This window comes from Pedobacter suwonensis (assembly GCF_007833675.1).
In the GTDB taxonomy this organism is placed as follows: Bacteria; Bacteroidota; Bacteroidia; order Sphingobacteriales; family Sphingobacteriaceae; genus Pedobacter; species Pedobacter suwonensis.
Genome location: NZ_CP031708.1, coordinates 1425182 through 1451052 on the forward strand (window position 1 = coordinate 1425182; position 25871 = coordinate 1451052).

The following is a 25871-nucleotide window of genomic DNA, read 5'->3' on the forward strand; positions in this document are numbered from 1 at the left end:
TTTTGTGTTCTAATTTTCCGAAACAATTTTAATTGTAATTCATGAACACAAAACCACTGCGTTTAAGGCTTGGTAGTGCAGTCTTTTCTTTTGTACACCTGTTTTTTGATTTCCCCACCACTTGGGATTGACGGCGTTCTTCGCTCCAGGCTGTGGTTGTTTAAGGCAAGCCTAGCATGACGCTAAAAACTAATCCCAAATATGAATCAACGAGGTCGGATAATTACACAAATTAGCAAGGAAACATAAATCCAGTATGCGAAAATCTATTTGAGCTGCGGAAACATAATTTCGTCATTGCGAACTGAAGAAAGGGCCTTGCGTTGGAGTGAAGCAATCTTTGTTAACTATAGCCACGGAAACACAGCAATCACGGGGAGATTAAAATTTTTCCGTGTTTTTCGTGCTTCCGTGGCAAACATAACGCTTAGGCATGCGCAGATAGAGCAAGAATTCACAGAGAAAAGTTAAAAGCGATTTCCATGCGCCAGAATCTATTTCTAATAACATTTTAACTACTTTTGCACACAAATGAGTTTAAAAAAGAAATTTGCCAGAGAAAGTTTTACCATCATGAACGAATTGGTATTACCCAATGATACCAATACCTTAAATAACCTGATGGGTGGGCGTTTGCTCCACTGGATGGATATTGCAGCGGCAATTTCAGCTCAAAAACACTGCAACCGGATTGTGGTTACCGCTTCGGTTGATAATGTTTCTTTTAAACAGCCCATTAAACTAGGAGATGTCATTACCATCGAAGCCAAAGTAACCCGGGCTTTTAATACCTCGGTTGAGGTGCGTTTAGATGTTTGGGCAGAGAATATTCCAAGTGGCGCACGTCAGAAAAGTAACGAAGCCTATTATACCTTTGTTGCCGTTGATCAGAGCGCACGTACCATTCCAGTACCCGAACTCATACCGGAAACGCCCGAAGAAATAGATTTATTTGATGGCGCCCTGCGTCGCCGGCAGTTGCGTTTGGTTTTAGGCGGAAAAATGAGTCCTGATGAGGCCAGCGAACTCAAGGCACTTTTCTTTAAAGCATAATTTTTTTCAACAAATTCCTTTCAGCTTGGTTTGATTGTTTTACTTTAGTGTTTACCTTACGCTGAAAAATATGACAACCTACACCATACTTATTATTTTAAGCGGATTAGTTATTTTCTCTTATCTGTTTGATTTAGTGGCCAGTAAAACCAAAGTACCATCGGTTTTATTGCTATTGTTACTGGGCATTGGCCTCCGTTTCCTGGTCGATTACCTTAAAATACAAACCTTTAATTTCCTCTCCATTTTACCCACACTCGGTACTGTTGGTTTAATCCTCATTGTTTTTGAAGGTTCGCTGGAACTGAAGTACGATCGCGAAAAAAATAAAGTCATCAAAAGTGCTTTCTTCTCTGCATTAACCATTTTACTCGCCACAACATCCATCATTACGCTCATTATTTACCAGATTACGCATAAAGATTTATACACCTGTATATCCAATGCCATTCCTTTTAGCGTAATCAGTTCGGCCATTGCCATACCTTCTGCCGCTGCACTGGGGAAACAAGACCGGGAATTTGTCATTTATGAATCTTCCTTTTCCGATATCCTCGGCATTATCATTTTCAACTTTGCCATTACCAACCACTCCATTACCACATCGGCCTTTATAGGCTTAGGCTTAAGTACTTTTTTAATTATTTTATTATCGGCCATTGCCTGCGTAGTACTGCTTTATGTAATGGGGAAACTGGTACACCATATTAAATTCTTCCTCATTATTTCGATACTCATCCTGGTTTATGCCATCGGGCAGTCGTACCATTTATCGTCACTGGTGTTAATTTTGAGCACCGGATTATTTTTGAACAATGCCGATACCATCCGGAATGCCTGGTTCAGGGGTGTATTTCTGTATAAAAACCTTTCTGCAGATTTATCGCAACTCTATCAGCTCTCTGCCGAAAGTGCCTTTATTTTAAGAACGTTTTTCTTTGTTATTTTTGGTTTTACCATGAACATTAGCGAGCTGAACGATAAGCCTGTGCTGGCCAATGGCTTTTTCATTTTGCTAACCATTTTCGCCGTTCGGTTTTTCTTTTTAAAGGTATTTAAAAATGGCGCACTCAGCCCTATCGGTTATATTGCACCCCGCGGTTTGATTAGTATTTTACTTTACTTTAACCTGCCTAAATCGCTAAAAATTGCAGAGGTTGGCCCTTCCTTCCTGTTTTTGGTGGTGTTAGGCACCAGCCTGGTAATGACTTTGGGTATTACCTTAAGTAAAAATAAACCTGAAGAAACTTCTAAGGTTTAAATGAAGCCGAAATTGCTTTTATTTTCTGTAGTTCGGTAGTGAGGTTGGTATTTTGCTGATAGTAAACCGAGAAATAATCAAGATCAGTTTTGTGCTGTGCATACTTTGCTGCATCGCCATTAATTTTATAGTTTGCAATACTCGGGTTAATGGCCTGTATAGGTGCAGCGATGATGTTACCGGTAATATTGACTACGGTTGCAACCACATGTCCGCCTACCTCTTCGCCTGGGGTCGGATCTTTTTCGCCCCATTTCCGAACGATAGCGCCGTCTGCCCGTTTTTCATAATTATCGGCATTCCAGGGATCATATTTCAAAAACTGAATAATACTCGCTTCCTTTTTTGGGGTTCTGATTTTAATCGTCTTAATCTCGTCCACTGGTAAAGTAACCGGACTCCCCTCAACAATCATTACTACGCTGGCAGAATCTACTTTATATAGCACCCCTTTTACAACATCGGCTTTCGTTTTTACAATGGCAATGTAGGGCTTAATCCCCTGCGACTTGCTTTCGCTCACGAATAAACAAGCGACCAACATTAGGAATGTTGCAATAATTTTGAACTTCATTTGGAGGATTTAATTGTAGATAAAACTATTCATAAAAACTGAGAATTTCCAACTGCATACTGAAAAATCCCACCTGAAAACTGTAAACTGCCAACTGACAACTTTAAAACGTAGCATTAGGCGCTCAGCATGAAAACTCCCAACTCCAAGCTCCCAACTCCAAACTTAACCGCATAGCATTAGGCGCTCGGCATGAAAACTCTCAACTCCAAGCTCTCAACTTTACCGCGTAGTATTAGGCCCTCAACAGGAAAACTCTCAACTCCAAACTCCCAACTCCAAACTTAACCGCATAGCATTAGGCGCTCAACAGGAAAACTCTCAACTCCAAACTCCCAACTCCAAACTAATCAGCGCTCATTTCCAATATCTTATCAAATTCAGTAGCCTTAAGCGGCATTACCGATAAACGCCCCTGCCTGATTAACGAAATATCAGCTAAACTGGGCTCAGCTTTAATCTGCTCTAAAGAAACCGGGTTTTTCAGGCTTTCTACAGGCGATAAATCAACCACTACCCAATTCGTATCATCAGTGGTAGGGTCCTGGTAAAATTCTTTCACTACTTTGGCAATACCCACTACATTTTTACCCTCGTTACTGTGATAAAAAAGCACCAAATCGCCTTTTTTCATGGCTTTGAGGTTATTACGGGCCTGGTAATTACGCACACCATCCCAAAAGGTACGGCCATCTTCATTAAATTTTTCCCAACTGTATTTAAAAGGCTCTGATTTTACTAACCAATGGTTCATGCTACTTTGTATTTATTTCAATTATTTTACGCTCAAAACTAAGAAAACGGAATGGATTAGGAAACAGGTTGGAGAGATAAGCGATAACTAGATAAAATGAGATACTTACTTATGTGTAATTATGGTTTCCCATATCGAAGACTAAAATTAAATTTATAGTTTAGTAAAATCTAATTGTTATACACTCAATCATTTTCTCTTTTTAAAAAGGTTCTTTGACTAAGTGCGCTTAACGAGTATAAAATTAAGAATTATGTCTACTAATTATATTGCTATATCTTTACGGAATTCGCCTCAATTTTAATCTGAATTAACAATGCACAAATTAACATTCTCTAAGGGTAAAGCCATGGTTTGCCTAATCCTAATATGCCTGTTACTGGCACAAAGTTGTAAAAAAGACCTTTTACTACCCAAAAAAACTGAAAATAACTCCACCGATAAAATTCGTTCCATTTCCTATTCTCAATTCGTAAATGCGATAAACCTCAACTCAACTGGAAGTTTAAAATCAGTATTATCTGGCCAAAAATCAAAAGTTATGAGCACCCAGGCCTTACCAGGAAATCTTGATCTGGAGATGGATAGTGTAAAAAAACTTACCCTTGGCGATACGATAAGTTATGTAATTGCGATTAAACCTCAAACATCCAGGGCAACCGCATTCCAGAATCTGACTATACAGGTAATCGAAAACAAAACCACTGCCTTTTTATCTACTTATTATCCTGAAAAAGAATGGTTAGACAACTGGCGGGAAAAGTTAAAAACTAAGTTTAAAGGTACCATCGTATTCAACAAAATATATTTGGATGATATTTCCCTGAATGACAGATTGAACACGGCTGAATTAGCTAGCCATAATGGAGGATTGAAAGATAAGTTGCTCGCCACCGTGAGTGGAAATTCAGGAAATCGCAATATCATTAGTCTCGCTCCGGGTGAGTGTGAGTTTTATGATGTATTTACGGTAGTTGCCTATCCATGTTCTACAGGCGATATGCCAGGCCATTGTGCTTGGGAGAACGATGGTGGCTTAACTATGGGGATGTTAGATTATCTTCCAGGGTACAGGGTTGATAAAAATACCGTGATAAATTGTGCAATGCCGAATTTTCCATCAGGAGGTGGAGGTGGTGGTGGCGGTGGGGGCAGTACTACTCCCTACACTCCCGGCACCTACAATCCATGTGATGGTACCCCACAGCCGGTAGGTCCGGGCGGTATATCGTTTGAAAGAGGCACCAGGCTTATGGTTGCTGCCCAAACAGATTGTGATGAAACATCTGGCCCACCGGTAATCACTACCACCCAAACTCCGCAACAATACTTAATGAATCATCTCGATCTTGATGTGGCGGAACAAAACTTTGTTAACAATCCATTAAATGGACTAGCGGTTACCGAATTAACAAAATACCTGATAAACAATGGCTTATCAATAGATAACACTAATTTCATTCATTGGTCTGTGGGGTATTTGAAAGAGTATCAAAACATATACCCAAGTTTTAAAAACGTATTTCTAAATGGCTCATCTGACTTGGTATCTGAAAATATCCAAATTGAAAATGATGGAACTAATTTTTTGTCTGCTAATGATTACAGCATTTCAGGTATATCAAATTTTTTTACAGAGGCTGAATTTGATAACTTAATCCAAAACTTAAGCAACAATATAACAGAAGACCCTATCCAGCTTTACATGATAGCGTGTTATAAGAGCAGTAAGCTATTAAATTCGTCAATGTATTCAAAACCTAATAATTTTCAAATTGGGGAGTATACGTTATGCCCTCATTACAATTCTCAGAATAAGTTGGTTTTTTATTCTGCATTTAGAAAGTCAGGTTTAGGTATAGAATATCTAATTCGTGCAGATGCGCTTAACACCTTTAAAATAAATTATACATTATACAAATCTGCAGCAAATTTATTCTACGTAAACGGGAAACCCAGCTACTCACAGATACAAATGTCCGCCGGTGATTACTGGGAAGGTGTAGTGGAGTCTTACAAAGAAGCGTTTTCTAACCCAATGTATTATTTATATTTAGGCCATGTTTTTGTAGCTACAGCTACAAATTTAAATAGTGTACCAACTAATAATCCCGTAAAAATTACAGTAAACCCAGAAAATGACCCAATTAAATGGACATCAACAAGCATTAGGAATACAGTAAAAGTAAGCGTTACAATTGAAAATAGAACAATAGCTCAGTATAGAGACATGATCAGTCAGAAGTATAACGCTGCGTGGCAAGATATAGGTAATGGAAAATTCAAGCTTGAAGTTGGGCAGAACAGGTACATTTCTAATCCTGCGGCCTCTTCGACAGAGAAGCCAACTATTTACTACTTTAGAAATGGCAAAGATATTGGGAGGTTTAGATTTAATAATTAATTAATAGCATTATGATTGTATCAATAAAAGAATTGCAAGAAGACATATTCCGTAAGTTTACTGAAAAAACTAATGGAGGCGATTTTGGAATTGTAAATATAGAATTTCCCTTGATAACAGAAACCCTCGTTGTTTCTTTGGAGCATTACAGAAATCAAAATACTATTTACAAATTTTCATTTGAAAATATTCAGTCTTATATGCTAATCCAAGAAAATCTTCCTGATGAAAAAAAAGAGGGTGTATTGTATTCTTCTGATTTTAAATCAATTATATTAAAGGAGTTAATCAATTCCAAATATATGGAATACTTACATAGCTGGACTGATCTTAAAATTTTCTTCGAAGGAATAGCATTAAAAAAAATCAGGCATTATTGTGTATATGCGCAAAATATATTAGTTAATGTGATTACTGATCAAGTTCCGATTATTGAAATAATAGAAAAAGATTGATATCCTATCACTAGCGCAAGTCTTAGTGTCCAGGCTAGCGGTCGGGGATGACTTTTGCTTTGATAATAATTTTTACTGCTTAAGCACAAGTCAGGCCAAGGCTTAAGGCAATAAGCGCTGAGACTTGCACCAGAATGGGATCAGAGCAAAAAGCAAATGATGAGAGCTTCAAACATAACAATTTATATCTCTCTTATATTTCTATTATCATGTAAATATAATGGAAAACAGAAGGCTTTAACTGGAGAAGATACCACAAAATTTTTCAATCAGTATTTGATAGCAAGCTGTTTGTAAAGGAAAATAGGCGTTCGAACGCAGATAGTATTTTTTTACTAAAAAATAAATATTATAATAAAGCATGGCCTAAGAAAAGTAAATATTTTAATATTCTTTTTATAAGCGATATATCCCGTTCCAAGATGTTAAACTTTGGCCCTAATGCTCCATATGATTCCAGAACTAGGATAAGTATTCTAAAAATGCAACAACGTAAGGACTCCGTTTCTTTATTAATGCTAAATCATGGGCCTGATATCTTTTATGAGTACCAGCTGGTAAAGAGAGATGAGGTATGGAAAATTATTAAAGAATATTCTGAAGTGGGTGGCCGAAGAAAATTTTATGAATTTGAAAATGAGCAATGGTATTTGGATCTTAAGAAAAAATTAAAAAAATCAATGATCTCGACTCCTTCAGACCAATCAAATTAAATTAGATTACGTTTGTTAAAATTTAATCTCACTACTAGCGCTAATCTTCGCATCTAGGCTAGTGGATTGGGTGACTTCTGCTTTCATTATTAATCTTTAAAAACTACCAACTCAATCAGTCCAATGTATAGGCGATGGACGCTAAGACTCACCCTAGAGTGTAACGAATCATAGAACAAATAGCCTAACAAAAAACTAAACATTGTAATAAGTATACATCATGAATAAAATAATAAATAATTTTTTCATTGCTTATTTTAAATATAGCAACTCTAGCGCTGTATATGTTGAAGAAAAAACTCCAAAAAATATGATGGCTAGTCCAGTTGATGAAGAAGGCTGGTATACATGGCAACCGTTAAAAGGCACATTAAATGATATCGATTACCTTAAATTAGAAAGTAGGTTCGATGTAAAATTTCCTAAAAGCTTTTTAGAATGGCATAAGCAATACTTTTTTCTTGATTGTTCGTGTCAGCTGATGGGATTACCTACTTCGTCTCCAACCGAACCGCTTCAGCAGATTATTGATAATATGGATTATTCTTTAGCTAAAGATCTTATTGCGGCTAAACTATATCCTTTTGGTGATGAAGGTAACGATGCTGGTCCATTGGTATTTGATGGTAGGTATGAAGTGGAGAATAATGAATATCCAATTAGAGTTTATGATCATGAGTATGGTGGGGATCTAGAAGGATTAAGTGAAATTATTTTTTCTTCCTTTCCTAAGCTTTTAGAATGTTTCACGCATTATATCCAAGAGTTAAAATCCAGGAAGAACTTTGAAATTATTCCTGATTTTTTTCATATTGACCCAACAGGAGCGGGAAAAACGGGAGTTGATTATTGGTTAGGTTGGGTGGCAATGGAAAAAGAAAATGATGAACTTTTCGGCGATAACTAAAGCAACAAAGAAATGATTATGGTATTCCTTATATAACTGCTTAGCATATCATTCAACATACCATGAAAAGTTTAAAAGTGATTTATTTTGTAGCTGTAACAATATGTGCCATTGAGCTGCTGCAATTTATTTTTGAAACCAGTGGCATCTTTTATTTGATAAGAGATGTCATATCAATACCAGCAGAAGAACCGCAAAAATTTTCTATCAGTGCTCATTATACTGCTGACAGTAATGATACTAAATTTTATAAGTTACTTAGTAAAGTTAACATGATCGGTTATTTTTTATCTCTGATCGGAACATTTACCTCTATTCTACTCTATAAATTAGAGAAGAGGACAAGATATATAATTGGAATTGGTTTCTTTGTTGCATCATTAATCTTTTCTCTAATTACAGGGCCTATCTGGAAACACATTTTAGAGTTAAATTAGTTGTAATTAAACGTGAAACCCATAATAGTGAAGTCTTATTCTCCTGGCTTACGAACTAGATGAGTTGTGCTGTGTTCTGTCATTATTAATTTTTTTAAATACTGCCCCAGCACGAGTTAGACCTATGCTAAAGGCTATAAGTGCTAGCACTTGCACTAGAATAAGGACATTTACTGTTTCCCATATTATTATATTTGAAATACTATCTATCTTAGCCTCAATACATCTAATTAACTTACTCTAATATTACGATTATAAGCATTCCCAGGAAGTATTACATTTTAACTGCACTAATTGCATTTATCATAAGCGGTTGTGGAAATCCTGATTCAATAAAAGAAAACAAAAGAAAAGATCAACCTAGCTTCCAAACTAAAGGTAAGTTCTATTCTGTTGATAAAGCTTCGTTTATTTTAAGCTTGCCAGAAGAATCTGCACCTAAAGTAATTGACAGTATAAATTCATCGCCCATTCACAATGAATATTGCCTATTGGATACCATATATAAATTATCTGTCGTTGAAACCAAAGGCAATTGGTCTAAAGTCAATGTGGTAGCACCTGATTGGCTAACAAAAACCTACATAGGGTGGATACACACAAAGAATTTAACCGAATATCACGAGCAAATCTATAAACCGTCTGAACCCAAATCAATAAATGGTAAAAAGCCTTTAATAAAGACTCAGTTCGACGAATCTGACATTTTAAAAGTTAAAATAAGTAATGCTATTAAAGATTTAAATCGAGGTGATGATATATCTAACGTTGATCTTACATCTTTACAAGGGATTAATACTGCTTTATCAATATTTAAGATCTATGCACAGCTTGTAAGAGATGGTAATCTAAGTTCAGATAAAGAAACTTTAATGCTTACAAGGCAACTAAAAAACAAATGTATAGCCTCACAATTGAAGAATTTCCCCAAGATTAGAAGAGCATACTACAAACTTACAAAAGATCAACTCTGGGAACTTGATATCGATGTAACTATCAGTGGTAAAAGTAATTCAATACTGATATTTACTGGTGGTTACTTTGCCGCAAATGCTAACATCAAGCAAACACAAGAAGCATTACATGGGATGCTAGCCAGCTTAAGATTTAAGCAAACCCAATATAGATGGTATAAGGGTCAAGAGGAGTATACATACTATATAATTAAGTCGAATAGTGATAGTATGTTAATCGATTAAATTTTAATAGTCACGACTTAATCTGATAGTTGGTTAGTTTAAATCAAAGTACTGCCTTAAACCTTACACTATGAATCATACATTCCAAGTTCCTCATCAGCGCCCATAATGTCGATAATATTATTCTTCTGCTGCACCTTCATTTTTTCCCTGTAAGCCAAAACATCCTCGAATTTAATCCTACGGTGCTTTCCTACCTTGATGAACTCAATAGCCCCCTCTTCCAGTAATTTTACTAAATATGGTCTTGAACACCCCAATATCTCGGCTGCCTTTTGGGTAGTTACCTCTGTTGCCATTGGAACTATAGAAACAGGCTTACCTTCACCCATAGCCTTTAAAATATCGCCAAGAAATACCAAAGCCCTGGCAGGTATCTTAATGCGTTCGCCCGTCTCTTCAATCTCAATCTCCGTCTGTTCAGAATGGATGTTGGAGAGTATGGATGATAAAGCTGGTAAAGACTCTATGGCCATCTTCTGCTCTGTTTTGGAAGGACGGCGTATTTGATCATTTGAAATCATGCTGCAATTTTCTACGAAGTTAAACAAAAAACACAAACGAAATAAACGAAATAAATAAAATAAACAAAAAGCTAACAAACCAAACGGAGCAATAGTTTGATAAAAGAAATACATCATAACAGTACGACCCAAAAAACTGTAAAAGTTAAGGATACAAAAACAGGGAGAAATGAAATTTATCAATATCAAGGAATAAGCTCATGGTAGTACAATGACTAACTGACGATCGACTACACCTCTGAACTGTCGACTGCAAAGTCTGAACTATCGACCGTAACCTCTGAACTATTGACCGCAACGTCTGAACTATTGACCGCAACGTCTGAACTGTCGACCGCAACATCTGAACTATCGATTGCAACGTTTGAACTACCGACTGCAAAGTCTGAACTAGCGACCGCAACGTTTGAACTGTCGACTGCAACGTTGGAACTGTCGACTGCAACGTTGGAACTAACGACTGCAACGTTGGAACTGTCGACCGCAACATCTGAACTATCGATTGCAAAGTTTGAACTGTCGACTGCAAGTATGAAACAGCCCTCATTTATGCGTTATTTGAGCAAAAAGATTTTGTAGATTGATATATTGTAGCTATCTTGCCTATGCTAAATGATAATTAACATATTTTACTAATCTTAACAAGAGAAGCAATTAAGTAAGCAATTCAATTTTAACAATATTCCTGAGACGAGCGGTAGTCCCGCATCTATATTTTCTCTGTAAAGAGTTAATTGTCGTTTAGCAGCGTCTCAGGATCTTTTTTATCAATGTTATGCTAAACGACAATTGTAAAAACCCAGACACACAGCTCCCAAATGAGGTAGCAGCTGTAACCGAATTCAGGAAACTGATTGAAGCCTATTTCGATATGATTGGTTTATCGGATGTAAATCAACTCCTTACCGAAATGCTCAGCGCCTGTACCGGCCCCGACCCACGTTCAGGCAAACACAAACCCATTACCATTGCCAACACCCTTTACGATGTAAACAACATCATCAAGCTATTGAGCAAAGCAAAACCTTTGGCCAATGATGATGCCTTTCAACAATATGCCCAAAACCAGGCTGATCAATTGTTAGCCGTTGGCCATTTCGATGTAGAACACCTTTCAGAACTGTTATACTATGGCTTAAATGCTTACATTTTTCAGGAAGAAGATTTTGAGGGTGCAAACCTCAACTTTTCTGCCGAAATTACCGCAGCCTATAAAATGATTTTTGATTGGTTGGCTGCTTGCGATGCCTGACGTAATTCCTTCGAGCATAAAACAGGTGATGAAACGATTTATTTAGTAGCCGCACTATAAACATTCTGATTTTAACTGGCCATTAGCTTATGCAGCTATGAGGGGCCACTCCCCTCCTTTTTAAGGAGGGGTGCCCGAAGGGCGGGGTGGTTAATAGTAGTTATATCACTTAATTTCGGTCGGTGAGACACCAAATGATAGATAAAACATGGATTCGTCATCCTGAACTTGTTTCAGGATCTTTGAGATATGTTCAGAACCATTATTAACGTAAGTATTAGGTTGAAATTTTAACTGGCAATTTAGCCTATGCAGCTTTGAGGGGCAACTCCCCTCCTTTTTAAGGAGGGGTGCCCGAAGGGCGGGGTGGTTATCGTTTTTAACCACAGATGCACACGGATAAACACGGATTTTTATAGCTGTGTGTATCATTTTTATCTGTGGTTAAATTATTTTCATTAATAGCTCCTCGAGGCAACAGGCGCTAAGCCCCGCGCCAGAATGAAGATGTTTGTCAGTCTGAGCGTAGTCGAAGACCCTTAAGCTAAACAAATCGAAAATTAATACCATTCGACCACACTATCATTGGCAAAATCAATCAATGCTGTCGTCCTTTCGGCTGAAGCGCATAGAAATGCCCGCCTGTGCAGACAGGCCTACCCGTACAGGCGGTGAGAAATCTTTAAACTATGCTAAAGATTTCTCCACTACGGTCGAAAAGGACGCCATATCTGTCTATAGCGTTTTACTTGAGTTATAAACTCAATTTTATTCTTGTATCCATAGGAGACGCTATGCTTAATTTTACGGATAGAGGGGGCCAAAGGGCGGAGTGTTATGGTTTTTAACCACAGATGCGCACAGATAAACACGGATTGGTATCTGTGTGCATCATTTTTATCTGTGGTTAAATTATTTTATTGCTAGCGTGAGTCTATCACCTAAAATTAGAAATTATTTTTTTGGTGGTCTGAAAATGTAGCTGCAAATTCTTGCTGTCGGATTTAAAACAAAAAGTACAAGATGTATTATTGCAGTGCTTATATTAGCAATTAAATTAATCGCTACATACTATGGATGACAGATCATTCAAAACCCTGATTGATTACCTAACTCGCATACCATCTGTTCAAACACCAGTTTCATGTGGATCAGATAATGATGATAATTGGTGGGTCAAGTTCTCTATATATATCCATCATAACCTTGCCTGGCATGCAGTTCAAGAACTTGGTTGCGTAATCAATTTTCTCTCTATAAATGAAAGGCTTCCAAGCAAATTTTATCCTGTATCACCTGCGCCATATTTAAACGGTGCACCAACTGATTACCTATCATGGGTAATAGAAAATGAGGATAAAGAATTTAAACCGGACACATTAATGCAGTGGTTAGAAGGTAGATTGCCAGAACCTGTTGACGATTTAAATCAATGGATTGAAGATTAATATTTAATAATACTCATTACATGACCAATAGCTTCATTGCCATTAAGGGCAATTTCCTCAACAGAGCAGACGAAATCTTTGCCGCTTTTAAATATCTCGATACCTCACAAGATAAACAGTTTAACAACTGGCAGGAATTTAATAGTTATTTGTACGACAATTATTTTGAATTTACCAATAACGATACCGCAATCAGGGGAATATGGACAGATAACGGCTGGACCATTATTAACGACCCAGAAATGGTGGATACCGTTGATGAAGCAGCTTTATTACAGCTTTCAAGAATATTGGATACCGAAATTATTACCTTCCTGATCCAGACTACTTCAAACTCATTTGGATTTGCGGTATATCATGATACTATAAAAAGACTCTTCTTTGCTACAGCGGAGAAATAACTGATAATTTAAACTCTCCTTTGGAACAAGAAAATGGTTTAAACATTAACTCGGATATCTTTGCTGATGACATTTTAAACCTGGCTAACCGATTAGGAATCGATTTAGAAGGTAAAACCAAACTTAACTACACGGTTAAACAGCTGGCTTACAACGAAGAAATGAAAAATGAACTCGAACAATATAAAGCGCAACGGCAAGAAATAAATGACGATAATAAGCCTTGGTGGAAGTTTTGGTAGTGACAAAATCATAATATTAAATGGAATTCCTGAAAAAGATATTTTCAACAAAGACAAAAGATAAAAATATGCCGTTACCAGAAAGGTATCCTGAAAATTCCGCTGGAGATTTTTATGTAGAGAATGAAGTTTGTATTACCTGTGGTGCACCCGAAGCAGAAGCACCAGATTTAATAGAGCATTCTAAAAATGAATATGGACACTGCTATTTTAAGAAACAACCGACTACTGTTGACGAATTAGACCGGGCAATTAATGCAATGCTAGTATCATGTATTTCAAGTATTAGGTACTGCGGTAAAGACAAAGCAATACTTAAGCGGCTTTATGATTTAGGTATGCAAGCGGAATGCGATTATAAACCAGAGGATTTAGAATGATACAAATCTGTTATCAGACATGAATCGTCGTAGAAAAGCCTGGAGACGCGTACCCTAAAGGGTTAAAGTGTACTGATCGTGCCTGTGCAGGCTGGAGATACCTGGTTAATGGACGTTATATGTGATATACCAGTGAACAAAAGAAGGTTCCGAACATTGAATATTATCATGACTATCAACCGGGAAGCTATCACCATAAAAGCAGCCTATACTATACCAGCCGTACGGGTAATTCAGATCTTAGAACGAACTACACATGAGCAACCCTTGCGGAAAAACATACCAGATGCTTACTTATTTAATGACACAAATCAGGTACAGGTACTAGCTGATGAATGGATGGAAGATTATAATTACAGCGAACCGCATGAAGCATTAGAAGGAATAACGTCAAGCCGGTATAAACATAAGGTAATGAATTATTATGAGATCAAAATGAAAAGTAGCTTTTATACTGTACCTGCCATCCTAGGATTTGGCGACTTTATGTTTAATATTCGAATCACATCGTGGGAAATTTTGGCAACTATTATTGTAATCAGCCTAATAATCTATTTTTTAACGAGAAAACGTAAATAACACAGAGCAGTTATATCACTTAATTTCGGTAGGCGAGACACCAACCGATAGATACAAAGTTTAACTGGCCCTTTACCTTATTCAGCTATGAGGGGCCACTCCCCTCCTTTTTAAGGAGGGGTGCCTAAAGGGCGGGGTGGTTAAGGTTTTTAACCACAGCTAGACATAGATAAACACGGATTTTTATAGCTGTGTCTATCATTTTTATCTGTGGTTAAATATTTTCATTTAATAGCGTGAGTCTTAGTATAAAGGCAAGCGGGCCGGATGACTTGTGCTTTTGATGAATAATCCTTTAAGCTACTGACATAGCACAAGTCAGGCCAATGCTTGAGGCAATGACGCTAAGACTTGCGCTAAAATGAGGGTCCTGGCGGTGGCTGCAAAATGACCTCAACTCTATTTTCAGGATTGGGAAGTGGAAGTTTGTCAAGCAACGTAATTCCAAACGATTGATAATTGCCCTCCCCTTGAATCATCATACCTACCAGCGTGCATTTTTCATCATCAAGACGTTGGATATATGCTGATGGCTCATGTTTTTCAAATATGGTTTCGAAGTTTAAAGCTTCCTTTGCGTATTTAATACAGGTGTAATATGCTGCTTCGTCCCTCATTTTGTATTTCACATTGGTTACAACACCACCTTCTTCAGTTAAAGTAAAAGCCTCACCATGCGACTGATAAAGCGTTAAGTTTTCTAATCGTTTAAGAAAACGGAAGCCGTGCGCGATAAGCAGTTCACGCGCACTATTTGTAGAAATCTGATATAAATCCCAAAGCAGCTGTGGCTTAATCTCATTTTCATTCATGGCTAAAGTTAAACATTATACCGAGATCGGTATTAACAATATTGTAACAGCTAGCAGGATTCAGTGACCTTTGCTATCATTGGTAGTCATGATAATTCTGCCAAAGCACAAGTCAGGCCAATGCGTAGGCAACGAGCGCTAAGACTTGCGGTAGAACGAATAATTACATCAAAAAGTTTACATTTTAAGTAAACTTTTATATATTTGAAATAACGATGTATGTAATCAATGAAAGCACAGGTAAAAAACATACTGTAATCGTCAGTCGAATTGATGCGGCCGAGATTGCGCAGATCAATAAAACAAAACGGTTTGCTTTCAACTGGAACAAAGAGAAGAACTTTAGTGTTTACAAACTAACGTTAGAAGATTCCGCAGAACCAATAGGCATGTTATCAATAGCACAAAGACCGGGCGATTACGCATTAGAAATCAGACTTCTCGCCTCGTCGTATGAAAATGTAGGTCCTGACAAAATTTATAGCAGGATTGCAGGTTGCCTGATTTCCTATGCCTGTAGAGAATCTTTTAAATTGGGTTATGACGGCTTTGTATGCCTCAAACCTAAAACTAAACTGGAAACCCATTATATTAAAAGATATGGATTACAGTCAACTAAACTATATCTGGTAACAGAAGGAACAAATTCGATAAAATTGATAAAGGAATATTATGAAAACTAACAAGAACAGAAAAGAAATCCAGGAGTTAGCGTTTTCAAAATTTACCGATCAGGAACTTGCAGATGCCTATATATTCCCTTCAGAAGAACTACAAAATGCTCAGGAAAAAGATGCGGAAAAGGACTTTTGGATAAACAGGAGAAAACAGTTCGAGAACAAAAGTGAGAATGAAAAAATGTACAATAGACTGCTACAGCTTAAGTTCCAGCTTGAAGACTATATCAGTAGCAACCAATATCATAAAGCATTTAACTTCGGTTATTTTCTAAATGAATACGTTAACAGACAAGATAAAAAAGACAAACAGTTCGCTATCGAGGTCGATGTTACCCCTGCTGTACTCAGCCAGTATATTAACAATCACCGAAAGCCCAAAGATGAATTTGTGATCAGACTCGAATTACATTCAGGAGGCATGATTCCTGCAATCAGCTGGTTTAAAGTTTTACAAAAAGATAAGGAACATGATATCATCACCAATCAAAAATTAAGGCTGGAAGAAAGTAAACATGTAAAAAACAGACTCGAATTCGCCTATTGATTTTAAAGATAAAGGAATCAAATCTGATTTGGATCTTACTCCCTTACTAGTCATTACTAGCAAATAATTATTTTCTAGGCTAGCGGGGGTACTAAAAAATTACCGAAATAGTTTGTAATGCTAAACTTTGATTAGAATCTATTCAAAAAAAGTAAAATTATTCCTAACCCTCTCTAATGACAACCGACTAACTAACCATTGAAGTTTTAGCAGACAGAGCCTTATCTCAATTTGATAGCAAGAAACTGGTAACATGGGCAGTTAATGTTTTAGAGTTGGGTTACGAAACCGAGAATTTACTTATCCTTGCAGGCTTAGACTTTGATTCTACAGCAGAACGGGAATATTATTTTTGGAAAAGTATTGAAGATTTAAAAATCAATGTTGAAAAAACCGAAGAGGAATTGCTTGAAAAATATGCACTGGCAATTGCCAATAGCGCAATAGATAAAAAGATCAGTATTGAATATGCCTTTCAGCAAATGAATAAAATAGTTTCGGCAAGCGGATATAACAGTAAATACATGGCCTTTTACGAAATAAATGAGGATTTAGATTACTTGAAGTACGAGAATAAGACAATATTTAACCCAGGGCTAACTATTGAAAATGCAAACGACTTTATCTTTGAACAGTTCAGGATTTTTACCATAATAGAAGATTTAAAAATTCCACAAGAATTAAGAAGTAAGTGTTATTGTGAACGATGCAAAAAGCTTAATACTCCAGTACGAGGAATAAGTTCCAATTAAAAAGACCTTTTAGATATGCAGCCTGGGCTTGTAGCATTTGTGGATCTGAAAAACTTAAATACAGCAATGATCACGAAGTGAAATGGCTCATAATCGATGAGTATAAAAAAAGCAGTTTAAATACCTAAAAATAAAACATCACGTCTCATTTATCGCAATACTAAAACCATAAAACTGCACAAATGATCTCAACAAAAAATCTCAGTTTACTACCAGACAGAAAAACACTCGAAGCTATTTGTAAAGCCATTTCAGTTTTAGACGCAATAATCTGTCAGGAATGGCAGTACCGCTATTATTCATTCAATTCGGAATGGGATACCAATGAACAGTGTTTGCAAATGCGAAATGGTTTTATCAATTGTTGAGGAACTGGAAGATTGGCAACAACTTGAAACTGATCTGAAAGAAATCAACTACCCTTATCACTTTGAATAGCAATAAAACCTTATAAATGAGAGAAGAGGAAAAAAAATTATACTTTGAGAATGTAGACAACAATATTGAAACACATGGCTATCATATCACCTATATTCCCGAAGAACAAGAGGTTACTCCTTATGGTTATTCAAGCGGACTATATAAAAGTTTTGGGATACCAGAAGCTTTTGTTTCCGGCCTACCAAATGGGTTAACCAATACGCTGATAACCAACTATGCCCAGGCATTCAGGAACCAGAAAATACCTTTGAATGAAAAATTAGATAATCTGATTGATCGTTTTACTGTATATATTATTCCGGTAAAAAATGAATCCTTAGATAAAAAAATCTTGAGTACGTTAAGGCTGTATGAAAACGGCTACTTCAAATCAGTTCAAATCATTTTTCCCGATTTAGATGGCAAGTTTCCCGGAGAAACTGGTTATGATTATGATCAGGAAATTTTTGGAGACTACAAATCAAAATCAAAGCAATCCTAAATAATCACAAATCAAGCCAATACCCGAGGCTATGCACACTGAGACTTGCGCTAGAATGGTATAACACCTAATCTGCCCGTAGAATTCCGAAGGGCTCTACGGATTAATAATCGCAAAGAATCTGTGACTCGTTTTAGTTGAGTTTATACACTCAATTTATTATTGTATACTTAAAGACGCTATGCTTAACGCTACGGATACCGGGGCAAATTGTATACATTTAATAATATTATATATTTGCTTTACATCTAGATCATCAATATGTTGAAGCTGAAATACCTCATTCTCACAATAGCTGTATTGTTCTTTTTCAATAGAGTTAAAGGATAAACCTCTGACTGTCTAAAATTCAAACAGGGAAAGTTTAAAATGATTTATAACGGGAAGTTGTTAATAATAAAACGCAACGCAAACCATCAATATGAATATTACGATAATGCTACCGTTCCGACTTCCTACAACATTAAATGGATTAGCAATTGCTCTTACACCTTAAAGCCTGAAACTAATAACTTTAAAAAATTTCCTAATACGCCTCAAAATGCCCTAATCACGGTTAATATAATTAGTTACAGTGGAAATACTTATAAGATAAAGGCGACATCAAATTTTAGCCCCATGATACTAAAAAGTGAAATTACTAAAATCAATTAAGGAACATTTTACAAATCTTACGTCTAGAACATTACGTTTTTGCCCGTAGAGTTCTACGAATTAATAATTGCAAAGAATCTGTGACTCGTTTTAATTGAGTTTTTAAACTCAATTTTATTCTTGTATCCTTAGAAACGCTATGCTTAACGCTACGGACAGCGCGGGAGTAAAAGTGAAGCCTCCGGACTTGTTACTGATATTGTTAAGAAAGTAAGCCACTACCTGTATTTAAGGAATAAGCAGCCTTGCTTAGAACCTACCAGGTGTAATTTTAGAAATTGGCAAATTAATGGGATGGGTAATCTTAACAATTTAAGTTAAGGTTACCCATTGTTTTGTTATAGAATTTGCAACATCCAGCCAGGCAGATCAGAGCAGCAGTTTTAGCCGGCAGCTTTTGTATTCAAACCAAAATCTGAATTAGCCTTAAGCTGAAGCCGCAAAAAATAAATTCTGTGCTGCATTTTATATCTTAATTTTATAACGGAATAAAAACAAAAATTTTCTTCAACTTCTAAAATGATAAAAGAATTTTCATACAAACAATTTGGCAATATAGCGTTCAGTAAAGCATCAATGCAAAGCGATTCCCTAAACCTGATACATGAACACATCAAAATCTTGTTTATTCCTCAAAAAGCAATTATCCAGGTTGATTTTCAGGAAATAGAAATGAAAACAGATGCCTTATTATTCATTAACCCCAATGTTATTTTAAAACCTTGTGAAACTATCGGTGGTCAGCTGCTGCATTTTAACATAGATTTTTACTGTATAGAAATTCACGACCAGGAAGTTGCCTGTGATGGTATTTTATATAATAATGTATTTGAAATACCCTTTATTAATTTAAACGCAGAGCAGTCGAATGATATTCAAAAACTGATTAAAGACATCCAGTCTGAAATGGAAAATGAAGATTCCAGCACTGAAGAAATGTTAAGAATACTCTTAAAGATGATTATTCTGAAATCAACACGAATTTGGAAACAGCAGCATCAGTTAACGGAAAAAGAACAACACGCTGACGTACAATTTTTGAGAAAATTCAGCAAACTTGTAGAGGTGCATTATAAAACGCTACATACTGTTGCAGATTATGCAGACCTGCTTTGCATTACGCCAAAGAATTTAAGTAAAAAAATAGGCCTGTTAAGTAAAGAAACCCCAAACGAAATTATTAAAAACCGAATTATCCTGGAGAGTAAGCGCCTCTTAGCCCATACTACAATGTCAGTGAAAGAGATTGCTTACACCCTGAACTACGAAGACGACGCTTATTTTATTCGTTTTTTCACTAAAAATACCGGCCTCTCGCCTATCACTTTCAGAAAACAGTTCTAAAAGATTCGGTTACTCCACGATTAAAAAAGCGCAATCTGCAGATTGTGCTTTTTTTGTTTAAAACACATTCAGCGACTGGTAAAACAACCAAACAGATCCAAAAAATAACATCTACCCTCTCAAAGGAGAAAAAAGTGCAATTCAAAGCGGAAACCATCCATTGTGGAGGGCGTAAAATTGGGGCAACTTTGTACTATCAAAACAACGATAACAATTAAATAATAAAGACATGAACAAATTCACAGTAAAAGACGGAACAGAAATTTATTTCAAAGATTTAGGAACAGGACAGCCAATTTTCTTTCACCATGGATGGCCACTATCTTCAGACGATTGGGACGCACAAATGATGTTTTTCCTGGAAAAAGGATTTAGGGTAATTGCCCACGACAGAAGAGGACACGGAAGATCTACCCAGACATATAAAGGCAACGACATGGACACTTACGCAGCTAACGTAGCAGAATTGGTTGAATTCCTGGATCTTAAAGATGCCATTCACATCGGCCACTCTACCGGTGGTGGTGAAGCAATAAGATACGCCGCAAAATATGGTAAAGACCGGGTTGCCAAAGTGGTTTTGATCAGTGCCATTACACCTTACATGATTGCTGATGAAAATAACCCTGAAGGCGTTCCTCTGGCAGTGTTCGACGATATCAGACATAATACACTTCACAACAGACAGCAATTCTATCAGGATTTAACCATACCATTTTACGGCTACAACAGAGAAAATGCTATCGTAAAAAAAGGAATACAAGACAATTGGTGGAGACAGGGAATGATGGGAGGCATAAAAGCACAGTACGATTGTATAAAAGTATTTTCGGAGACAGATTTTACGGAGGATCTAAAAAGTGTGGAAATGCCAGTACTGGTACTACATGGAGACGACGACCAAATTGTTCCTTACCGCACAACCGCCGTTAAAGCAGCAGAACTTTTGAAAAATGGCAAGCTGATCATTTATCCGGGTTTCTCGCACGGCATGCCAACTGTTAATGCAGAAGTCATCAATGAAGACATTTTAGCTTTCATTAACGCATAAAAATACCGGGGTAAAAAATGCAGTTCAAAGCGAAAGCCATCCATTGTAGTGCTTTCCGGATTACCCCAACTTTGTAATACAAAAAATAACAACAATATAATATTAGCAATCATGAAAAATTTAATTTTAGCAATCACATTCTTTACCACAATAATTTCTGGCGCAGCATTTTCACAAACCAAAAGAACTCCGGCATCATTAGGCCGGGAAGAATATATAGAAGTAGAGAAAAATGTTCGGCTCCATGTAACCGACCTTGGAGAGGGACAGCCCATCGTTCTAATTCACGGCTGGCCTTTAAGTGATGCCATGTACGAATACCAATATGCCGATTTTATACAAAAAGGATTCCGTGTAATCGGTATCACCTTGAGAGGGTTTGGACTTTCGGATAAACCTGCAGGAAAATATAATTATGATGTTTTTGCAGATGACATCAAAGTAGTTCTGGATAAACTGAACATCGAAAATGCAACTATAGGGGGCTTCTCCATGGGTGGTGCAACAGTTATCCACTATGTGGCCAAATACAATGCAGCCCACGTTTCTAAAATGGCACTGTTCGGAGCTGCTGCACCTATCTGGACAAAACGTGCAGACTTTAACTATGGTTTTTGGACAAAACAGGATGTTGACGGACTAATTAACCTTAATAACACCAACCGCCCGGCACTATTTGATACCTTTGGTAAAATTTTTCCGGCCAATGAAAACAGCGTATCTCCGGGGCTTGGTGCCTGGTTAGGCACTATTCAAGCTCAGGCTTCCCCTTACGCAATGGCTGAAGGACTTAAAACTTTGCGTGATACTGATCTGCGCGGTGATTTGAAAAAAATCACACTACCTACACTTATCCTCCATGGTAAACTAGACAAAATCTGTTCTTATGATCTTGCTGAACAAATGAAAGCGATGCTTAAAAATGCAACCTTGGTACCATTCGAAAAAAGTGGCCATGCACTCTTCATTGAGGAACTGGAAAAATTTAATACCGAACTGCTGAACTTCATTAAAAAATAAGAAAAAAACTACAGGAAGGTTGCTTTAAAAAGGCAACCTTCTTTATTTTAAAATAAACCAAAATGAATAAAATTGCTTTCTTTCTGCTTTGTGTAACACTGGTTTCGTGTGGTATAAAAAAAGAAATCGTTACTGTAAATCATTCTAATTTACCGAAACCGGTAGGACCTTATAATCATTCAACACGTTATGGGAATTTGATATTTGTATCAGGTCAATTAGGTCTGGATCCGAAAACAAACAGTTTAAAGTCTGCTATTGAAGAACAAACGGTACAGATTTTCGAAAACTTAAAAGCTATCCTTGAGAACAATCACTCTGATTTTGATCATATAACGAAGACAACCATTTTCATTACAGATATGAAACAGTTTGAGATCGTTAATAAAATATACGGACGTTATTTTGATAAGCATTTTCCAGCCCGGAGTACAATTGAAGTGACCTCTTTACCCAGAAATGCAGTGGTAGAAATAGAATGTATTGCGGTGAAGAGAAATTGAGATATGTTTAGCTAAAATTGGCCCGAAAATAAAATCGCATTATTTTAATAACCAAATTGCTAGTTTGGAAGATTGAAATATCTATTCTTATTCTGTTTCTTAGGTTTTTATGTAACCCCTACGGCTCAAAACAAGCCAAATGCTATTATCAATTGGAACAAAGTTAACCCTTGATTACAGGTTAGTTTTGCCTCCTCAAATGTCCGTTTTGCAAAGGAAGCGCTTTTGATAAAGCAATTAATTGAGCGTCTTCTTTAAAACTAATTGGTTCTTAACTTTTGGCTTGGGCGCTGAGATTTGAATCAGATTAAGAAGTGAAAACTTGACCCCTAAAAAATCTGGTTTGAAATTTACGCTCGTATTAGCGCAAATCTTAGCGTCTAGGCTAGCGGGCTGGATGACTTATGCTTTGAATGATGTAATTAATCAAGAATCTTTTTTTAACACAATTGAGGCCAATGCTCGAGGCCACGCGCTAAGACTTTCACTAGATTGGAAATCCGCACTATATCGTATTAACGAATTCCAGTCTTAACCCCTCAGCCTACCCGGCGTTACTGCAAACTTCTTTCTAAATTCGTTAATGCCGCATATTTTAGCCAGTTCTGCAACCGATGGTGGCTGGTGGATATTCTGGATCAGGTAATCTCTGGCCTGATAAATGCATTCCCGATCATAATTAGAAGATAAAGCCGCTGGCTGCTTTTGGCGAATGCTCCGTTCAAAAGCTTCGGCCTGGAGTACCAGTAACTCAATACATTTCGACTCGATAAACAGATGCTTCAATCCTTCAGGATAATCACAATCAAGAATATCTCTGATGCATTGCTGCATAGGCCATGAAATAGGCAGGTTATGGTCGCCTAGCTGCATGTAATATCCGGTATCAATATGATCCGCCAAAACCTGTAATGCTTTGGTAGAGTGCTCTGCCAGTTGCAAAAACTTTTCTTTAGCAAAATGAACCTCAAAAAAGCGATAACATTGGCCGGTATCATATTGGCCTATCCCATCCAGCTCAGGCATGTAAATAATATTTTGTTGGTTGGAATTAAAGATGTACTCTTGCTTGTTAATGCGGTTAAAAATAGTACCACTGCCAGACAGCGTAAAGCGCATCTTAATCATATCAGGTACTTCATTGGTTGGGCTAAAGTACATCTGCTGCTGTTTAAACATGATATCGCCGTACACCATGTAAATACCCGGAATATTGATCTGTATAAATTCGGCTTCGCTTAGAAAAACTGTATTTATTCTTTTTTTTTGTAACCAATCCGTTCTGAACACGAAGATCATCAAAACTACCCCCTACGTTTTTCCAGGCACCATAATTCTTACCAACATTGATTCCCATAAGCGCAATAATTACAAAAAAAGCCGAGATAACATGCTGGGATTATCCACATTTCGGTTTTTTGTAAAAGAAAATCCTTTTTGTGTAAAAGCATGAAGCAGGTATTTTTCAATTTTGCCCGAATTGCGAAATGCACCGCAAGAGATTAATTATGATATTATGGAAGAGCAAGAAGACCCGATTACCTTAACGCTTGATGAAAAAATTGATGTTCTCCCACCTAAAAACACGCTAATTTTTAAACTTTTACAGGATTTACCTTTAAAAAAGGAAGAAAACATATTGGAAATCGGTCCTGCAGATACCGAACACCTATCGTATCTATTGCAGAAAGCAAAAAATATCACTTACACTGGAACTTATTTCTCAGATGCTGGAATAAAAAATGTCTTTTCCGCTTATAAAACCGATGGCAACAATGTAGAGTTTGCTAAAATAACGGATAATGAACTCGATTTACAGGATAATTCCTTCGATTGGTGTTTTACAGCCAATATCATATATTTCTGGCCGGATCCTTTAAAATACTTATCTGAAAGCTACCGCGTACTAAAATCAGGCGGAAAACTGAATCTTGCCTTTGTTGAAAAAAACTTTGGCGTCCACCTACCCTGGACACAGCTCGACTTTACATTTTACGAAGTTGACGAAGTAAAAACATTTTTCAAAAAATCGGGATTTGTAAATATTGAAGTCAAGACGATGACAGAAACGATTATTGATCAAACCGGAAAGGAGATCACCAGACCTTTTATCATCGTATCAGGCCAGAAAAAATAGTTGAACTGGTTAAATTTACATCCTGGTGGAAGCCCAATATCATTAAGTTGAGGGATAAATCGCAAGAAGATTCGTTCGACTAAAGCTGTCAATGAAAGATTTACAAAATTACCGTCATTTCGACTGAAGCGCAGTCCCGAACGTTCGGGAGAGAAATCTTTGAACTGGAATTGCAATAAATCCTTAAACTATTTCAAAAGATTTCTCCACTGCGGTCGAAATGACGATATTTCGAGACCATTTCCTGTATGTCCGTAGCGCTCCGAAGAGCGCTACGGATTAATGATAGAAAAGTCTGTTACTCATTTTAATTAAGTTTATAAACTTAATTTTATTCTTATATACATAGAAATGCTATGCCTAATGCTACACAGAGCAGGATAAAAAAAATCCGGACCGCCCTTATTGTTTCTTCAATGGAGCCGCTCCGACACAATTATACATCAACAATACTTTAAGATAACTTCCACTTTACCTTTTATTCGGTTATTATTAACCTGCCGATCTAAAGCGAGTCAAATCTTTGATCTACCTGATCTCCAACAGCGGTATCACTCAACCAAAGCAAGGGTTAAGCAGTGTGCAGGCAGGTGTAAGGCAAGCCTGGGCGAAAGGTGGCTAAAACGTGGGGTAAAGGTGGCGTAAAGGTGGACTTTGGAATATTTTTCCTGGAGATTTTTAATCAGACAGATTGATTTGGGTTATCATCGCTTTTGATTAACCTAATATAAAAAATTATGGTGAAGCGGGCAAAAAAAGAGCTTCGTAATTGTAGGTATGGGCATCATAAATGCAATTGTTCGTGTCTGTCCATAGCGTTCCGAAGGGCTCTACATATTAATAATAGAAAGAGTCTGTGACTCGTTTTA

Annotated in this window: 28 protein-coding genes; 23 read left to right on the plus strand and 5 right to left on the minus strand. The window is 36.9% G+C overall.

Annotation, left to right across the window (positions count from 1 at the left end):
* Positions 1–531 precede the first annotated feature (531 nt).
* Positions 532–1053, plus strand: a complete 522-nt coding sequence (locus tag DV942_RS05715; RefSeq protein WP_090987823.1) for an acyl-CoA thioesterase — start codon at positions 532–534, stop codon at positions 1051–1053.
* Between the two features lie 70 nt (positions 1054–1123).
* Positions 1124–2314 carry a cation:proton antiporter gene (locus DV942_RS05720; RefSeq protein WP_145855977.1) on the plus strand — a complete coding sequence of 397 codons (1191 nt, stop codon included), beginning with the start codon at positions 1124–1126 and terminating at the stop codon, positions 2312–2314.
* Here DV942_RS05720 and DV942_RS05725 read toward each other — a convergent pair.
* Both DV942_RS05725 and DV942_RS05730 read right to left on the minus strand, forming a co-directional pair.
* Entirely contained in the window at positions 2304–2888 is a 585-nt protein-coding gene (locus DV942_RS05725; protein WP_145855979.1) for a hypothetical protein, read from the minus strand. The genes DV942_RS05720 and DV942_RS05725 overlap by 11 nt on opposite strands.
* A gap of 346 nt (positions 2889–3234) precedes the next feature.
* Positions 3235–3642: an EVE domain-containing protein gene (locus DV942_RS05730; protein WP_145855981.1), complete on the minus strand. Its 408-nt coding sequence runs from the start codon at positions 3640–3642 to the stop codon at positions 3235–3237.
* Between the two features lie 316 nt (positions 3643–3958).
* On the opposite strand from DV942_RS05730, the gene DV942_RS05735 reads away from it, so the two are divergent.
* The 6 genes from DV942_RS05735 (at position 3959) to DV942_RS05760 (ending at position 9757) form a co-directional block, all read left to right on the plus strand.
* On the plus strand, positions 3959–6046 hold the full coding sequence (locus DV942_RS05735; RefSeq protein WP_145855983.1) for a hypothetical protein: 2088 nt from the start codon (positions 3959–3961) through the stop codon (positions 6044–6046).
* Between the two features lie 11 nt (positions 6047–6057).
* Positions 6058–6501: a hypothetical protein gene (locus DV942_RS05740; RefSeq protein ID WP_145855985.1), complete on the plus strand. Its 444-nt coding sequence runs from the start codon at positions 6058–6060 to the stop codon at positions 6499–6501.
* 482 nt (positions 6502–6983) lie between these two features.
* On the plus strand, positions 6984–7214 hold the full coding sequence (locus DV942_RS05745; RefSeq protein ID WP_145855988.1) for a hypothetical protein: 231 nt from the start codon (positions 6984–6986) through the stop codon (positions 7212–7214).
* 220 nt (positions 7215–7434) lie between these two features.
* Complete coding sequence (locus DV942_RS05750; protein ID WP_145855990.1) at positions 7435–8121, plus strand: SMI1/KNR4 family protein; 687 nt, start codon at positions 7435–7437, stop codon at positions 8119–8121.
* Positions 8122–8183: 62 nt separating this feature from the next.
* Entirely contained in the window at positions 8184–8558 is a 375-nt protein-coding gene (locus tag DV942_RS05755) for a hypothetical protein (protein WP_145855992.1), read from the plus strand.
* A gap of 419 nt (positions 8559–8977) precedes the next feature.
* Entirely contained in the window at positions 8978–9757 is a 780-nt protein-coding gene (locus DV942_RS05760; protein WP_145855994.1) for a hypothetical protein, read from the plus strand.
* Positions 9758–9825: 68 nt separating this feature from the next.
* Here the strand turns inward: DV942_RS05760 and DV942_RS05765 are convergent, their stop codons facing one another.
* Positions 9826–10233, minus strand: a complete 408-nt coding sequence (locus DV942_RS05765; protein ID WP_244278895.1) for a helix-turn-helix domain-containing protein — start codon at positions 10231–10233, stop codon at positions 9826–9828.
* Between the two features lie 823 nt (positions 10234–11056).
* On the opposite strand from DV942_RS05765, the gene DV942_RS05770 reads away from it, so the two are divergent.
* The 6 genes from DV942_RS05770 (at position 11057) to DV942_RS05795 (ending at position 14583) form a co-directional block, all read left to right on the plus strand.
* Positions 11057–11533, plus strand: coding sequence for a hypothetical protein (locus tag DV942_RS05770; RefSeq protein ID WP_145855996.1), 477 nt, complete (start codon positions 11057–11059; stop codon positions 11531–11533).
* A 1073-nt stretch (positions 11534–12606) separates the two neighbouring features.
* Positions 12607–12981 carry a hypothetical protein gene (locus tag DV942_RS05775; RefSeq protein ID WP_145855998.1) on the plus strand — a complete coding sequence of 125 codons (375 nt, stop codon included), beginning with the start codon at positions 12607–12609 and terminating at the stop codon, positions 12979–12981.
* Positions 12982–13001: 20 nt separating this feature from the next.
* Entirely contained in the window at positions 13002–13382 is a 381-nt protein-coding gene (locus tag DV942_RS05780; protein WP_145856000.1) for a hypothetical protein, read from the plus strand.
* A gap of 20 nt (positions 13383–13402) precedes the next feature.
* Positions 13403–13624, plus strand: a complete 222-nt coding sequence (locus DV942_RS05785) for a hypothetical protein (protein ID WP_145856002.1) — start codon at positions 13403–13405, stop codon at positions 13622–13624.
* A 20-nt stretch (positions 13625–13644) separates the two neighbouring features.
* The gene (locus DV942_RS05790) at positions 13645–14004 is read left to right on the plus strand and encodes a ferredoxin (protein ID WP_145856003.1); all 360 of its coding nucleotides are present in this window, start codon (positions 13645–13647) and stop codon (positions 14002–14004) included.
* Between the two features lie 168 nt (positions 14005–14172).
* Positions 14173–14583 (plus strand): integrase core domain-containing protein, encoded by a 411-nt coding sequence (locus DV942_RS05795; protein ID WP_186462432.1) that lies wholly within the window; start codon positions 14173–14175, stop codon positions 14581–14583.
* A 356-nt stretch (positions 14584–14939) separates the two neighbouring features.
* On the opposite strand, the gene DV942_RS05800 is transcribed toward DV942_RS05795, so the two are convergent.
* Entirely contained in the window at positions 14940–15395 is a 456-nt protein-coding gene (locus DV942_RS05800; RefSeq protein WP_145856007.1) for a hypothetical protein, read from the minus strand.
* Between the two features lie 215 nt (positions 15396–15610).
* Here DV942_RS05800 and DV942_RS05805 point away from each other — a divergent pair, with 215 nt between their 5' ends.
* The 8 genes from DV942_RS05805 (at position 15611) to DV942_RS05840 (ending at position 22865) form a co-directional block, all read left to right on the plus strand.
* A complete protein-coding gene (locus DV942_RS05805; protein ID WP_145856009.1) occupies positions 15611–16078 on the plus strand; it encodes a hypothetical protein in 468 nt (155 codons plus the stop codon).
* Positions 16068–16619, plus strand: coding sequence for a hypothetical protein (locus tag DV942_RS05810; RefSeq protein WP_145856011.1), 552 nt, complete (start codon positions 16068–16070; stop codon positions 16617–16619). The genes DV942_RS05805 and DV942_RS05810 overlap by 11 nt, the downstream gene beginning before the upstream one ends.
* Before the next feature lie 275 nt (positions 16620–16894).
* Positions 16895–17371 (plus strand): hypothetical protein, encoded by a 477-nt coding sequence (locus DV942_RS05815; RefSeq protein ID WP_145856012.1) that lies wholly within the window; start codon positions 16895–16897, stop codon positions 17369–17371.
* Positions 17372–17825: 454 nt separating this feature from the next.
* Positions 17826–18293: a DUF4262 domain-containing protein gene (locus DV942_RS05820; RefSeq protein ID WP_145856014.1), complete on the plus strand. Its 468-nt coding sequence runs from the start codon at positions 17826–17828 to the stop codon at positions 18291–18293.
* A 1173-nt stretch (positions 18294–19466) separates the two neighbouring features.
* Positions 19467–20291: a helix-turn-helix domain-containing protein gene (locus DV942_RS05825; protein ID WP_145856017.1), complete on the plus strand. Its 825-nt coding sequence runs from the start codon at positions 19467–19469 to the stop codon at positions 20289–20291.
* Positions 20292–20520: 229 nt separating this feature from the next.
* On the plus strand, positions 20521–21342 hold the full coding sequence (locus DV942_RS05830; protein ID WP_145856019.1) for an alpha/beta fold hydrolase: 822 nt from the start codon (positions 20521–20523) through the stop codon (positions 21340–21342).
* A 111-nt stretch (positions 21343–21453) separates the two neighbouring features.
* Positions 21454–22362, plus strand: coding sequence for an alpha/beta fold hydrolase (locus DV942_RS05835; RefSeq protein ID WP_145856021.1), 909 nt, complete (start codon positions 21454–21456; stop codon positions 22360–22362).
* Between the two features lie 62 nt (positions 22363–22424).
* Positions 22425–22865, plus strand: a complete 441-nt coding sequence (locus DV942_RS05840) for a RidA family protein (RefSeq protein ID WP_145856022.1) — start codon at positions 22425–22427, stop codon at positions 22863–22865.
* Positions 22866–23396: 531 nt separating this feature from the next.
* Here the strand turns inward: DV942_RS05840 and DV942_RS05845 are convergent.
* Positions 23397–24167 carry a helix-turn-helix transcriptional regulator gene (locus DV942_RS05845; RefSeq protein WP_145856024.1) on the minus strand — a complete coding sequence of 257 codons (771 nt, stop codon included), beginning with the start codon at positions 24165–24167 and terminating at the stop codon, positions 23397–23399.
* Between the two features lie 214 nt (positions 24168–24381).
* On the opposite strand from DV942_RS05845, the gene DV942_RS05850 reads away from it, so the two are divergent.
* Positions 24382–25002: a class I SAM-dependent methyltransferase gene (locus DV942_RS05850; protein ID WP_145856026.1), complete on the plus strand. Its 621-nt coding sequence runs from the start codon at positions 24382–24384 to the stop codon at positions 25000–25002.
* Positions 25003–25871 lie beyond the last annotated feature (869 nt).

Coding starts and splice junctions, on each gene's coding strand:
- DV942_RS05715 (WP_090987823.1), top strand. CDS start 532: ATGAGTTTAAAAAAGAAATTTGCCAGAGAAAGTTTTACCATCATGAAC.
- DV942_RS05720 (WP_145855977.1), top strand. CDS start 1,124: ATGACAACCTACACCATACTTATTATTTTAAGCGGATTAGTTATTTTC.
- DV942_RS05725 (WP_145855979.1), bottom strand. CDS start 2,888: ATGAAGTTCAAAATTATTGCAACATTCCTAATGTTGGTCGCTTGTTTA.
- DV942_RS05730 (WP_145855981.1), bottom strand. CDS start 3,642: ATGAACCATTGGTTAGTAAAATCAGAGCCTTTTAAATACAGTTGGGAA.
- DV942_RS05735 (WP_145855983.1), top strand. CDS start 3,959: ATGCACAAATTAACATTCTCTAAGGGTAAAGCCATGGTTTGCCTAATC.
- DV942_RS05740 (WP_145855985.1), top strand. CDS start 6,058: ATGATTGTATCAATAAAAGAATTGCAAGAAGACATATTCCGTAAGTTT.
- DV942_RS05745 (WP_145855988.1), top strand. CDS start 6,984: ATGCAACAACGTAAGGACTCCGTTTCTTTATTAATGCTAAATCATGGG.
- DV942_RS05750 (WP_145855990.1), top strand. CDS start 7,435: ATGAATAAAATAATAAATAATTTTTTCATTGCTTATTTTAAATATAGC.
- DV942_RS05755 (WP_145855992.1), top strand. CDS start 8,184: ATGAAAAGTTTAAAAGTGATTTATTTTGTAGCTGTAACAATATGTGCC.
- DV942_RS05765 (WP_244278895.1), bottom strand. CDS start 10,233: ATGGCCATAGAGTCTTTACCAGCTTTATCATCCATACTCTCCAACATC.
- DV942_RS05770 (WP_145855996.1), top strand. CDS start 11,057: ATGCTAAACGACAATTGTAAAAACCCAGACACACAGCTCCCAAATGAG.
- DV942_RS05775 (WP_145855998.1), top strand. CDS start 12,607: ATGGATGACAGATCATTCAAAACCCTGATTGATTACCTAACTCGCATA.
- DV942_RS05780 (WP_145856000.1), top strand. CDS start 13,002: ATGACCAATAGCTTCATTGCCATTAAGGGCAATTTCCTCAACAGAGCA.
- DV942_RS05790 (WP_145856003.1), top strand. CDS start 13,645: ATGGAATTCCTGAAAAAGATATTTTCAACAAAGACAAAAGATAAAAAT.
- DV942_RS05795 (WP_186462432.1), top strand. CDS start 14,173: ATGACTATCAACCGGGAAGCTATCACCATAAAAGCAGCCTATACTATA.
- DV942_RS05800 (WP_145856007.1), bottom strand. CDS start 15,395: ATGAATGAAAATGAGATTAAGCCACAGCTGCTTTGGGATTTATATCAG.
- DV942_RS05805 (WP_145856009.1), top strand. CDS start 15,611: ATGTATGTAATCAATGAAAGCACAGGTAAAAAACATACTGTAATCGTC.
- DV942_RS05810 (WP_145856011.1), top strand. CDS start 16,068: ATGAAAACTAACAAGAACAGAAAAGAAATCCAGGAGTTAGCGTTTTCA.
- DV942_RS05820 (WP_145856014.1), top strand. CDS start 17,826: ATGAGAGAAGAGGAAAAAAAATTATACTTTGAGAATGTAGACAACAAT.
- DV942_RS05825 (WP_145856017.1), top strand. CDS start 19,467: ATGATAAAAGAATTTTCATACAAACAATTTGGCAATATAGCGTTCAGT.
- DV942_RS05830 (WP_145856019.1), top strand. CDS start 20,521: ATGAACAAATTCACAGTAAAAGACGGAACAGAAATTTATTTCAAAGAT.
- DV942_RS05835 (WP_145856021.1), top strand. CDS start 21,454: ATGAAAAATTTAATTTTAGCAATCACATTCTTTACCACAATAATTTCT.
- DV942_RS05840 (WP_145856022.1), top strand. CDS start 22,425: ATGAATAAAATTGCTTTCTTTCTGCTTTGTGTAACACTGGTTTCGTGT.
- DV942_RS05850 (WP_145856026.1), top strand. CDS start 24,382: ATGGAAGAGCAAGAAGACCCGATTACCTTAACGCTTGATGAAAAAATT.